The organism is Nostoc sp. C117 (assembly GCF_043099735.1).
In the GTDB taxonomy this organism is placed as follows: Bacteria; Cyanobacteriota; Cyanobacteriia; order Cyanobacteriales; family Nostocaceae; genus Nostoc.
Genome location: NZ_CP170991.1, coordinates 4,622,318 through 4,634,131, shown reverse-complemented (window position 1 = coordinate 4,634,131; position 11,814 = coordinate 4,622,318). Strand labels below are relative to the sequence as shown.

10 protein-coding genes are annotated in these 11,814 nt (G+C 37.8%); 7 read left to right on the top strand and 3 right to left on the bottom strand.

What is annotated here, in order from left to right; translation table 11 throughout:
• Positions 1–189: 189 nt before the first annotated feature.
• Complete coding sequence (locus ACFG4S_RS20065) at positions 190–465, bottom strand: hypothetical protein (protein WP_392530787.1); 276 nt, start codon at positions 463–465, stop codon at positions 190–192.
• Between the two features lie 1,349 nt (positions 466–1,814).
• On the opposite strand from ACFG4S_RS20065, the gene ACFG4S_RS20060 reads away from it, so the two are divergent.
• The 6 genes from ACFG4S_RS20060 (at position 1,815) to ACFG4S_RS20035 (ending at position 8,540) form a co-directional block, all read left to right on the top strand.
• Positions 1,815–3,023: an ABC exporter membrane fusion protein gene (locus ACFG4S_RS20060; RefSeq protein WP_392530786.1), complete on the top strand. Its 1,209-nt coding sequence runs from the start codon at positions 1,815–1,817 to the stop codon at positions 3,021–3,023.
• Positions 3,024–3,121: 98 nt separating this feature from the next.
• Entirely contained in the window at positions 3,122–4,300 is a 1,179-nt protein-coding gene (gene devC / locus ACFG4S_RS20055) for an ABC transporter permease DevC (RefSeq protein WP_392530785.1), read from the top strand.
• 81 nt (positions 4,301–4,381) lie between these two features.
• Complete coding sequence (locus ACFG4S_RS20050; protein ID WP_392530784.1) at positions 4,382–5,383, top strand: NAD-dependent epimerase/dehydratase family protein; 1,002 nt, start codon at positions 4,382–4,384, stop codon at positions 5,381–5,383.
• 289 nt (positions 5,384–5,672) lie between these two features.
• Complete coding sequence (locus ACFG4S_RS20045; protein ID WP_392530783.1) at positions 5,673–6,641, top strand: glycosyltransferase family 2 protein; 969 nt, start codon at positions 5,673–5,675, stop codon at positions 6,639–6,641.
• Between the two features lie 94 nt (positions 6,642–6,735).
• Entirely contained in the window at positions 6,736–7,203 is a 468-nt protein-coding gene (locus tag ACFG4S_RS20040; protein ID WP_392530782.1) for a DUF2141 domain-containing protein, read from the top strand.
• Positions 7,204–7,280: 77 nt separating this feature from the next.
• Complete coding sequence (locus tag ACFG4S_RS20035; protein WP_392536032.1) at positions 7,281–8,540, top strand: glycosyltransferase; 1,260 nt, start codon at positions 7,281–7,283, stop codon at positions 8,538–8,540.
• 208 nt (positions 8,541–8,748) lie between these two features.
• Here the strand turns inward: ACFG4S_RS20035 and ACFG4S_RS20030 are convergent, their stop codons facing one another.
• Positions 8,749–9,057 (bottom strand): hypothetical protein, encoded by a 309-nt coding sequence (locus tag ACFG4S_RS20030; RefSeq protein WP_392530781.1) that lies wholly within the window; start codon positions 9,055–9,057, stop codon positions 8,749–8,751.
• Here ACFG4S_RS20030 and ACFG4S_RS20025 point away from each other — a divergent pair, their 5' ends adjacent.
• Complete coding sequence (locus ACFG4S_RS20025; protein WP_392530780.1) at positions 9,058–10,335, top strand: glycosyltransferase; 1,278 nt, start codon at positions 9,058–9,060, stop codon at positions 10,333–10,335.
• Positions 10,336–10,785: 450 nt separating this feature from the next.
• Here the strand turns inward: ACFG4S_RS20025 and infC are convergent, their stop codons facing one another.
• Positions 10,786–11,220 carry a translation initiation factor IF-3 gene (gene infC / locus ACFG4S_RS20020; protein WP_392530779.1) on the bottom strand — a complete coding sequence of 145 codons (435 nt, stop codon included), beginning with the start codon at positions 11,218–11,220 and terminating at the stop codon, positions 10,786–10,788.
• Between the last annotated feature and the right edge of the window lie 594 nt (positions 11,221–11,814).

The window sequence follows — 11,814 nt, the reverse complement described above, 5'->3', positions numbered from 1 at the left end:
CTACAGTAATTTCTGTTGCCTACTAAATAATGAAAAACTCTTGTCAGCAGTTAGCTATTCTATATTTGCTAAATGCTTTTTCCTAAATCAACACCACACGACACATATTGCCCTAATAAAGCCTTAGATTTACAGGCGATTTTGGCACATAGCGTAGGCGTAGCCCGTCGTAGACATCGCGGAAAAATATTATGCAGCGCTTGACTCTTGATATTGTGATAATCGATCGATAACGTTGTTCAAACTGGTAAAATAGTCTTGGAGTGTAATAACTGCTTGACCAGTAAATTCAAACCATTTTGAATGGTAGAGATTTTCAATAATGGTATCCCAGTGGAACAATGAAAGCTGAAGAGTAGCTAATAAAACAGAAACGCTTTTTTTGCTGGCAATAGTTTTATTATCAAGCCTAGCAGCAACGTAGCTAGTATTAATGACAACGTTCTGTATCTTGATAAATATCATAGCCAATTTCAACGTCCAGGATAATACATTTTATGAGATTAGACCCCGAAAAGTTGACAAGTTTGTTACAGAAAACATCACCTTTAATCCGAATTTATGCAATGTAAAAAAGTAATTAAACGAACGGTAGGTGATTACCAAGCAGTTATATTTAGTTATTTTTACTTTCAAAAGCTTAAGGAAATAACTAATTTCCCTCACAACTTTTAAGCATTGAATTACTAAAAACAATAACACACTTTATATAAACTAAATCATTCCTTTAAAGTTATTTTATAAATAACCCCATACTATTGCTGATGTGAATTTTGAATAAAATCCAACCTAAAAGTATAATTTATGACTAGATTAATGTGTGAAATATTTTGTTATCTACGAGTTAAACATAAATATTATCTTGATTAAGTTAACAGTCCAAATCTGTTGTCTAGTAAGTAACAATTCAATGAATACATAGATGAATTGAATAACCATAAGTATTCTTTCTCAGAGAAACATCATAATTGAGTCAAAGTTTTGGGTTATTTTTCAATATAAGTCAAGTTGAGAAGCAAAGCGGTTATTTATAAAGCAAATGTTAATTTTCAGTATGTTACTCGCTCAACATAATATGAGTTAAATGATGAAGAACGGACAGTTATACGCTCCTATGACGATATATCTTCATCTGTGGTTAATTATTTTTTCTCTACTCTAGCTAAATTGCTAATAATGTCTTATATTACACAACCACGCTAATAATAATCTGTTATCAATATCAAATCTACTTAATAATTAACTATCTATAGCAATTCGATTTGATTCCTAAAATCACTTCCGTGGTGCGCGAAGCAGAAATGCGATAGTTAGGGAATAGGAAAGACGGAAATAGATGTGTACCTAGTTTCACAAAAATCAAATACAAGTCCTATATGAATCCTATGCGATCAAATATTTTAATGAGATAATCAAGACTTATTTAAAGTAAATTGATTGACAAAAATCAATTTTTAGGTCATAGTTAAAAACAAGTTTATCCAAGTTTTGATGTCATTATTATTAGCGCTTCGTTATTTTGAGAGTTAAGTTTTCTGGTTAGCGCTATTGTACTTTACGCTACGGGATTGGATGTTGAATTAGGATATAACTTAGGAAGCTTTGAAGTAACACACCATTAATTTTGACGCCACAATAGTAAATTTGGGCGATAAAAGCGTACAACAATTGATATAAAACCAATTTAGATCCATCCACTTGATTCAGGTAGAAACCTAGAGGAAAAGCCCTCTTGGTAATTTGCGGATGAGTCTATTGTAATCGACTAAATATAACCAGGCTATCCCCTCAAAAAGCAGAATTGGAATGAAAATATGGCAGTAAATAAAGAAAACCGATTATTCACAAAACCCATAGGGCGATCGCAAGCAATCTTAGCAGCTTCTCTGACTTTAGCGATCGGATTAATCACTTTATATAGTTTGGCACCGTTTTGGTCTAAATCTAAAGTTCAAACAGTGCCAGCGAATTCTCCAAAAGCTGCCACTCCTGCGAAAGTTGCTGTAACTGCCTTGGGACGTTTAGAGCCAGAAGGCGAAGTTACTTCTTTGACTGCTCCTGCTTCCAATAATGGTGTGCGAGTAGATAGACTGTTGGTAAAAGAAGGAGATGCAGTTAAAGCAGGGCAATTATTGGCCTATCTAGAAAATTATGGTCGTTCTAAGACGGCTTTGCAACAGGCTTTAGATCAACTGCAAGTTGCTAAAGCTAAATTAGCGCAGGTGAAATCTGGAGGTAAAACGGGAGATATTGATGCTCAAAAGGCAGTTATCGCCCGTTTAGAGCCACAATATAAAGGGGATGTTGCTACACAACAGGCGACAATTGACCGCATCCAGGCGGAAGTAGATAACGCTCAAGCCGAGAACAATCGCTATCAGCAATTATATAAACAAGGTGCGATCGCGGCTTCTGTAGCAGATACCAAAGCTTTGCAACTAAAGACTACACAACAGCAACTAGCAGAAGCTCAAGCCACCCTCAAGCGCACCCAAGACACATACCAAGAACAACGCAAGCAAGCAGAAGCACAACTTACCAGTATTAGCGAAGTGCGTAGTGTAGATGTTCAAGTTGCACAAACTGAAGTCAACAGTGCCACAACTGCTGTTCAACAAGCAAAAGCTGACTTGGACTTAAGTTACATTAAATCTCCCATAAATGGCAAAATTTTAAAAATTCACGCTAAAACCGGAGAAGTCATCAGCACCAGCAGAGGATTTGCTGAAATCGGTAAGACATCGCAAATGTATGTGATTGCAGAGGTGTATCAAACCGATGTTCAAAAAGTGCGTGTAGGGCAAAAAGCCACAATTACCAGCACTGCATTTACTGGAACCATAAAAGGAACTGTAAAAGAGATTGGTTGGCAAGTTGACAAACAAAGCATCTTCAGCCTCAGCCCTGGTTCAGATACAGACCGCAGAATAGTTGAAGTGAAAATCTCTATCGATAATCCCGCAGACAGTAAAAAGGTCGCCCGTTTAACTAACTTACAGGTCGATGTTGCCATTCATATTTAGGCATTGGGCATTAGTTATTAGTCATTCGCAAATGACAAATGACAAATGACATAGGCGCCTCGCCTTCCCGCAGGGTATGACAAATAACAAATAAATCTATGAATTTTAAAATTCCTTTAGCATGGCTACAGCTAGCCCAGCAAAAAGTTCGTTTAGTAGTAGCTGTAGCCGGGATTGGTTTTATTGTCTTGCTCATGTTTGTGCAACTTGGTTTTCAAGATGCTTTGTATTCTAGTGCAACCGCAGTGCATCAAAATCTCAAGGGAGATTTATATTTAGTTAGTTCGCAATATAAATCTTTGACCTCCAATCAAAGTTTTTCACGGACTCGTTTGTATCAAACTTTGGGGTTTAATGGCGTAGAGTCAGTTAGCCCCATGTATCTGCAATTTGCCAAACTGAAAAATCCGGCAACTGGTGAAAAATATTCAATATACGTTATTGGTTTTGACCCAGGTAGGCCTGTGATGAACATCCCCGAAGTTGAGCAAAATCTAGACAAACTCAAAATTCCTGATGTTGTGCTTTTTGACCGGAGTTCTCGTCCAGAATTTGGCCCAATAGCTGGAAACTTTAATGGGGGAGATCTTGGACAGACAATTGAAATATTTCCCTTCAATTCATTAATTGGCTATAGAGTGAGAATTGGTGGATTATTCAGCTTAGGACCTTCTTTTGGAGTAGATGGCAACTTACTTGTCAGTGACTCAACTTTCCTCAGGATAAATCCCAATACTCGTCCGGCAGATATGATAGATATCGGTTTGATTACGCTCAAACCTGGTAGTGATGTACAAACAGTACTAAAAAATTTACAAGCAACTTTGCCCAATGATGTCCAGGTTTTTACACGCCAAGGCTTTATTGATTTTGAAAAAAAATATTGGGCAGTTAGAACACCAATTGGTTTTATACTTAACCTGATGTTGACAATGGCTGCGGTTGTTGGGGTGGTCATTGTGTATCAAATTCTCTATAGCAATATTGCTACACAATTCGTTGCTTATGCCACATTAAAAGCCATCGGGTATGCCAACAGATATTTATTGAATGTGGTCTTCCAACAAGCTTTGATTTTAGCAATTTTAGGTTATATCCCCGGTTTTTTGACTTCTGTGTTGTTATATGATTTTGCAATGGAAGCAACAAAACTACCAATAGTTATGACCACTAATAATGCAGTGATTGTCTTAACTTCAACGGTTTTAATGTGTATAACATCTGGAGCGCTTGCTATTAACAAACTTCGCTCCGCAGATCCCGGAGATATTTTCTAACCAATTATTCCCTGAATAATCGTTGAAACTATTGTGCCAAACCTTTAAGCCAAAATCCAAAATCGATATAACTTTTACTTTATGAATCTTCACAACAAAACTCTGCTAATTACTGGAATTGATGAATTTGTCGGTTTGCGTATAGCTGAATTAGCAATAGCGCAAGGAATGAAGGTTCGTGGACTACAAACTTCTACAGAACAGAATAAAAAAGCACAGACTTTAGGCATTGAAATAATTAATGGTAGTATTACCGATCCTACTACTGCTCAAAAAGCTTGCCAGGGAGTAGATATTGTTTTACATACAGAGCAAATTGCTGAAGAAGCTGGTGCAATTAATCATTTTCGGGATGTCAATGTTGCCGGTAGTGTAAACATCGCTAAAGCTGCTAAGCAAGCTGGTGTCAAAACATTTGTACATCTTTCCAGTGTCATGGTTTATGGCTTTAACTATTCTAATGGTGTTACAGAAACTGGAGTCCTTTCGGGCGATAATAATCCCTACTGTCAAACAAAAATAGAAGCTGAAGCAGCACTTTTAGAACTAAATACTCCAGGTTTTGGCATTATTATTATTCGAGCTGGAGATGTTTACGGCCCAGGAAGTATTCCCTGGATAGTCAGGCCAATTCTAATGATGCGTCAAAAGTTATTTGCCTATGCCAACGATGGTAAAGGAGTAATCAATCATGTATATATAGATAACTTGATTGATGGTATTTTTCTAGCCATAGAAAAAGAAACTTACGGTGAAATATTTAATATCACCGATGGACAAGAAACTTCCTGGAAAGACTATTTTATGCGCTTATCCGCGATGGAAGGTTTACCAGCACCGCTTTCATTACCAAAAGATGAGATCAAATTGTTTTTAAAGCTGCGCGTTCAAGGACAAAAACTTTTTCGGAAAAAAGTTGATATTTTACCAGAGTCTATAGATTTTATGACTCGTCCTTATGCTTGTTCAATTGCCAAAGCGCAAAACATGTTAAATTATAAACCAGCAATTGACCTAGAAGAAGGTATGCAGCGAACACATGAATGGCTGCAAAAAACAGATATCCAAAAGTTGATTAAATAGTTATTTGGGAGTGGGAGTAGAATAATTAGAGGCGTTGCTGAATAATGGGATGATTGGGGCTGAAACAGAGATGCGGTGATTATGTATCGATCCAAATTATCAAATTATCCCGCAATTATCCAACGCCAAATTAGAAAATAAAGCTTGTTATAGCTGATTGATTTTCTTGATATTATTCAGCTTGGGTATGAAATTATTCTGAGTTTCGACTTCTTACATTGCATCTATCTAACAATTAGTTGGCATTAATCATAAAACAATTCACAGATTGTCCGAGTATTTGCTTTCTATGAGTAGCAATCAGCCACGATTGAGCATCGGATTACCTGTATATAATGGTGAAAAATTCCTCAAAGAAGCCATAGATTCACTTTTAGCTCAGACTTTTGAAGATTTTGAGCTAATTATTTCAGATAATGCATCTACAGATCGAACTGAGGAAATTTGTAGGACATACGCCAAGAAAGATCGACGTATTAGTTACTACCGCAATGACAAGAATATCGGTTGCGCTTGTAACTTCAATCGTGTCTTTGAATTGTCTTCAGGTGAGTACTTTAAATGGGCTGCCTATGATGATTTACATGCTGCCGATTTTATTAGCAAATGTGTTCAAGTGCTTGACCAAGATTCTAGCATTATTTTGTGTCACACCCAGGTATATTTCATTGACGAACAGGGAAATTTTCTTCAAAATTACAATATCAAACTTAAGACAGATTCCCTCAAGCCACAGGATCGTTTTCAGGAATTACTAGCCAAACATTTATCTTATCAATGTTACGGGGTAATTCGTGCTAGTGCCTTAAAGAAAATACCGCTTATGGGTGGTTATGGGAATGCAGATGGAATTTTATTATTAAGACTTGCGCTAGTCGGTCGTTTTTATGAAATTCCTGAATATCTGTTTTTTGCCAGAAGTCATCCAGAACAATCTTTGAGTATGTTCTTTCCTAATTATTTGTCATTTACTGATAATAATCAAAAATCCTCATTGAGTATACTGCCTGATTTTTATGCATATTCAGTGTGGTTTGATTCAGCAAATGAAGGAAAAATTTTATTGCCGCATTGGAGAATAATCTGGGAGTATCTACTCTCGATATGGCGTAGTTCATTGAGTTTATCTGAGCGGCTATATTGTCATAAAAGTCTACACAAGCAGTTAAAAGGATCAAAATATCTTTTACTGAAAGATTTGCTAAAAGTGCTGCAAGTACTCTGGAAAGGTTTACAAGCAGCATCAATTAAAGAGTAGCAAGTCACACATTGAACGAATAAGTTCAAAAATTAAAGCTGCCGATCGCAGTTTTTTTGAAAATCCCAAATCACCTATTTTCCACTCAAAAATTATGCTGAAACTATCTCAAGTTTGTTATTTTGTACTTGCCAGTTTAGTGAGCATCAGCTTTGCTAAAACAGTGAACGCTGGGCAGACTGAAAAACTGAGTGTTGTCGTCAATGGAATCCGTCACCAAAAAGGCGAGATTTGCTTTCGAGTTTTCGCAAATGAGAAAGGATTTCCGATGAGTAATACTGGTGAAGTTCAAAGTGGCTGCACTAAGATTACAGGCACTTCTGTAAAAAAAGAATTCTCTGGTTTAAAACCTGGAACTTATGCTGTTGCCGTAGTTGACGATCAAAATGGCGATCGTAAACTTAACAGTGACTTTTTTGGTATTCCCAAAGAAGGTTTTGGAATTTCTAAAAATCCCACTGTCTCTATACAAACAGGTTCGCCAAAGTTTCGTGATGCCAGTTTTGTTGTGAACAAAGATACAACAGTCAACATTATTATGAAATATTCGTTGGATTCCTAAATCAAAGGGGAATGGAGAGAAGAATTTCCTCCATTCCTTATACCCAATGCCCTATTCTGCCGGAGACTAAAAATTTAATGGAAGATTTGGCAATATTTCTGTCTAAGTCTTTAATGGGTTGGCTGGTTATTCAGGTGTGTTTAACGCTAATCTTTTTATGGTATCTGCGTTCATCCCCAAAAACCTTATTACCAGATGACCAGTTGCCCAAAACCGCAGTCATTCTTTGTCTGCGGGGAGCCGATCCGTTTTTGCCTAAATGTTTGCGATCGCTCCTAAACCAAAATTACCCACAGTATGATTTAAAATTAATCGTTGATAGCCAAGAAGATCCCGCTTGGAAAATTGCTAGCGAAACTATTACTGAGCAAGAAGCTACCAATGTTCAAATCAGTCGTTTGAGAATAGTACGCAATAATTGTAGTCTCAAATGTAGTTCTTTAGTCCAAGCTGTCCGTGAGTTGGACGATTCTTATAAGGTAGTGGCTTTAGTTGATGCTGATACTATAGTTCATCGCAATTGGCTGCGAGAATTAGTTAGTCCTCTAGGTGATGCCAATGTGGGAGCAACAACGGGTAACCGTTGGTATGTGCCAACAGGTAAGTATTGGGGATCTTTGGTGCGATATACAGGTAATGTATCCACAGTAGTGCAAATGTTTCTCTTCCAAATTCCTTGGGGTGGAACTTTGGCTATTAAAACAGAAGTCCTTCACAAAACAGAACTTTTAGATAAGTGGGGACAGGCTTTAAGTGAAGATTTCATGATTCATGATGTTCTCAAAATACATGGATTGCAAGTAAAGTTTGTGCCTTCTTTGTTAATAGTTAATCGGGAAGAAACTGATTTAGTCAGTTTATTAGATTATCTCAAGCGCTTCATACTTTGTGCGCGGCTTTATCATCCACGTTGGCTAGCTTTAGTGAGCGAAGCTGTTTCTAGTATTCTCTTTCCCACGACAGTCATTATGTTAGTTTTAGACTCATTATTAGAGGGAAAATGGGAAGCCGCAGCTTTATTATTTGGCTGTTATGGTGTTTATATTGTCGGATTACTCTTACTGATGCTCATCTTGGAGTTAGGCATACAGCAAGTGGTTCGCTTGAATGACCAGCCGATCGCCAAATTATCACTCACCACAATCGTTAAAATGTTGATTGGCATTCCCCTAACACAATGGGTTTATGGGTTAGCAATGCTATCATCTCTGTGGACTTCAACAGTGACCTGGCGCGGTGTTAGCTATCGCGCTCAAGGAGCTTGGAATATCCGACTAGTGGAATATCGCCCTTATCAATGGTTAGATCAGCCAGTTGATAGCAAGGTTTCTCTTTGAAGCGATCGTTATGTGTTGTATGAAGTTCGGGTAATTCTTGTTATTAAAATCTCTCTGATCGCCGTGTCACCGTGTTAGCCCTAATGATAAGTCTTCAACCGAAGATGATATCATTTATTTTACCTTTTTAATTTTTACTTTTGCATCTTTAAACTAGGGCATGAAACTTATCAAACTAAACATTCCCTAGTGTTCAATTTATATTACCTTATTTATAGTATAACCATATTAACTTTAACTCTTGTAAAACACACATCTTCACATGATAGACAAGGGTTAAAAGAAATATATTAAGGGGAATTTTGACTGAGATTTTGAATGTTTTGATGGTTTCTGAGTACGTTTCAGAAACATTATTTTCACAATCTAAAATTGAGGCTGTTTGTAAATGCGTAAATCCTTGTTCTAACTCTATTCGTGGGAATTGCTGAGCCAAATAATCAGGATGTTCATGAAACATTGCTGCGTAAGTCCTAAATCCAAAACCAGCATTTTCGTGAAATAATTCCTTTTTCATATGACTAAGCAACCACTCCGCATTGCGTTATTTACGGGATTGTATGCTCCTTTTTTAACTGGGGTTTCTGTCGCAGTACACCAACGAGTTCGTTGGTTGTTACAACAGGGACATGAGGTTTTTTTGATTCATCCACAAATTAGCGATCGCTATCCAAAAAATGTTGGCGCTCGTCCTATGCCAGGATTAAATGAAATTCAAACTTTCCCTAACTTCTCTGCTTACGCATTCCCCACCCAACCACTGATATTCTACAAGTCTCTTCCCCAACCATTGCATTATCGTCATTGGAGTGATACCAAGCTATTGGAGAAGTTCCAGCCCGACGTTATCATAGTTGAAGAAGCAGCACAAATGAGAGGTTTATACTCATTTTTCTTGCAAGGTTATGGCCGCTCTGTGGGCACTCAATACGCAAAACGAACAAGTACCCCAACAATATCACTTTTCCATACTGATATTGTTGCCTACATCAAATATTACTTTGGAGAAAAGTTCTTTAACTTGGTTCGTCCAATTGTGCCGATTTTGGTCAAGCAGTTTAGTGAGTCTTATGACTTCAATTACTTTTCATCTCAAGAACAACTGAATAAATACAAAGATCTAAAATGCCAACGTGCTGAATACGTTCCTTATCAAGGGATAGATTGTGAAAAATTTCACCCAAGAAATATCTGTTACGATCCAATTCCCCATGACCAACGACCAACTCTGCTGTTTGTCGGACGCATCACCCCTGAAAAGAATGTCAACCAACTAATTGATATATTTCCACTCATCGCCGCCAAAATCCCTGATGTTCATTTGGTGATTGTTGGTAGTGGTCCTCAGGATGAAGAAATCCGTCAGCGTGCCAAACAGTTTGGATCTGGTATTACCATGTGGGGTGAGTCCCATGGTACAGAACTTTTGGGTTGGTTTGCTAGAGCAGATATTTTTGTTAATCCCTCCATCACCGAAAACTTCTGCACTACAAATAACGAAGCACTGGCGTCTGGAACTCCTGTGGTTGCTGTGATTGCACCTTCTACCTCAGAACAGGTATATCCTGGTCGCAATGGCTTTCTTGCCAAACCCAACAACCCAAGAGACTTCGCCCAAAAAGTGATTACGATTCTAGAAAATCCTGACCTGAAGGCAGACATGACTAGACACGCTCGCCCCTCTATAATCGATTTCGATTGGTCAGCATGTATGGAAAAACTTGAAGACAAACTCTACCAAATCGTTGAAGAATCAAAAAAAGTGAAGGTAACTAAAGGTAGTATAAGACTGTAGCGATCGCAAACATCGCCTAAAGCGATCGCAGATAAGCTAACGTGCTTACATATTGGACGTGAAGACCGTTATTAGTCCTTAGTAAACACAAATGACTAAGGACTAATGACAGCCCTCAATACGGTTTGCTTAAGCCAAGAGACGCGATAAATCTAAGGATGGATTATTGTAGAGACGGCGATTTATCGCGTCTTTGTGATTTAGCATGTTTATTTGCATAGCTTATCTCCAGTACAAGCGATCGCTAATTGTTGGGTGCAAAGGCGGCTTATATAAAAATCTCTTTATTGAGTTTGCACGTTCTTAGCCCAATTTGGTGAAAATTTTCACGCTTAATCAAAAAATCAGAGGTTTCACTACACAAAAATTTCCCTCTCCGAGTCGGAGAGGGACAGATTTGAACTTTAGTTCAAGATAGGGAGAAGTTCGTCAAACTCAGATTAATTAATATTAAGCAGGAATAACTTGAGCAATCAGGGAGCGTTTGTCAAGCGACTGAACTTTACCAACTTCACCTAAATCATTTACAATCCGCTCTAGCAATTCTCCAGCTTGGTCACGATATTGATGTTCCCGACCCCGTAAGCGAATAGCAAACTTGACTGAGTCGCCTTTACTTAACCATTGAGTGGCTTGTTCAATGCGTAACTTGTAGTCTGCTACACCAACATTTGGACGAAACCTAACTTCCTTCACTGTGGGTCTAGCACTCTGTCCCTGACGTTTTTTCTTTTGATACTGAAGCTTACCATAGTTAACAATCTTTGCAATTGGAGCGTCTTTGCCTTCAGAGACTATAACTAGGTCAAGCTCGACACTTTGTGCTATCTGTAGAGCTTCATGGGTATCCATCAGCCCGCGATTATTGTTTTCATGATCGATCAAGAAAACTTTTGGTGACTTGATTTGTGAGTTAATTAGCTGTTTTTGAACTACGATAATGGTTTCCTCAATTATTCAACACTTTGCTTTGCCAGTAATCCTAAGGTAACATAACGCCAAGTGTGAGGTTGGTTTAAGTATGACGGCCACTATAACATTATGTAAACAAATTCTATATAATTATAGCTAGTAATGGTCTTGAGAGTCAGACTTTAAAGAAGATAAATAAGCATACTTCACTGAAAAGCTTGATTCTGAAACTGTCTGGACTCGAATCAAAGTCATGACTTTGGTAAATTTGGACGGGGTTTTAGCTGACTAATTCAACTAAAGCATCGGATTGAAACCGGACTACGCATGATACTGAGCAGCCGCGGTAAAATTCAGTTGTAAATACTGAAAGCGTGATATTGGTTTTACCTGGATCTAAAATTTGTTTCACTTTGCAAATTTGCCTTTTGTTTTTGCAGTAAGCTACGATGCGATCGCCAGCCTTGATTTCCAACGCTTGAATTTTCAATTTCTACTCAACCTCATCAATAAATTGGCTTAGCTAAAAGATACTGCTACGCTTGACCTGGTTAACAGTTAGAATCT

Excerpts from the sequence above, each read along its gene's own strand:
- ACFG4S_RS20065 (WP_392530787.1), bottom strand. The coding sequence starts at position 465 with ATGATATTTATCAAGATACAGAACGTTGTCATTAATACTAGCTACGTT.
- ACFG4S_RS20045 (WP_392530783.1), top strand. The coding sequence starts at position 5,673 with ATGAGTAGCAATCAGCCACGATTGAGCATCGGATTACCTGTATATAAT.
- devC (WP_392530785.1), top strand. The coding sequence starts at position 3,122 with ATGAATTTTAAAATTCCTTTAGCATGGCTACAGCTAGCCCAGCAAAAA.
- ACFG4S_RS20060 (WP_392530786.1), top strand. The coding sequence starts at position 1,815 with ATGGCAGTAAATAAAGAAAACCGATTATTCACAAAACCCATAGGGCGA.
- ACFG4S_RS20025 (WP_392530780.1), top strand. The coding sequence starts at position 9,058 with ATGACTAAGCAACCACTCCGCATTGCGTTATTTACGGGATTGTATGCT.
- ACFG4S_RS20035 (WP_392536032.1), top strand. The coding sequence starts at position 7,281 with ATGGAAGATTTGGCAATATTTCTGTCTAAGTCTTTAATGGGTTGGCTG.
- ACFG4S_RS20030 (WP_392530781.1), bottom strand. The coding sequence starts at position 9,057 with ATGAAAAAGGAATTATTTCACGAAAATGCTGGTTTTGGATTTAGGACT.
- ACFG4S_RS20050 (WP_392530784.1), top strand. The coding sequence starts at position 4,382 with ATGAATCTTCACAACAAAACTCTGCTAATTACTGGAATTGATGAATTT.
- ACFG4S_RS20040 (WP_392530782.1), top strand. The coding sequence starts at position 6,736 with ATGCTGAAACTATCTCAAGTTTGTTATTTTGTACTTGCCAGTTTAGTG.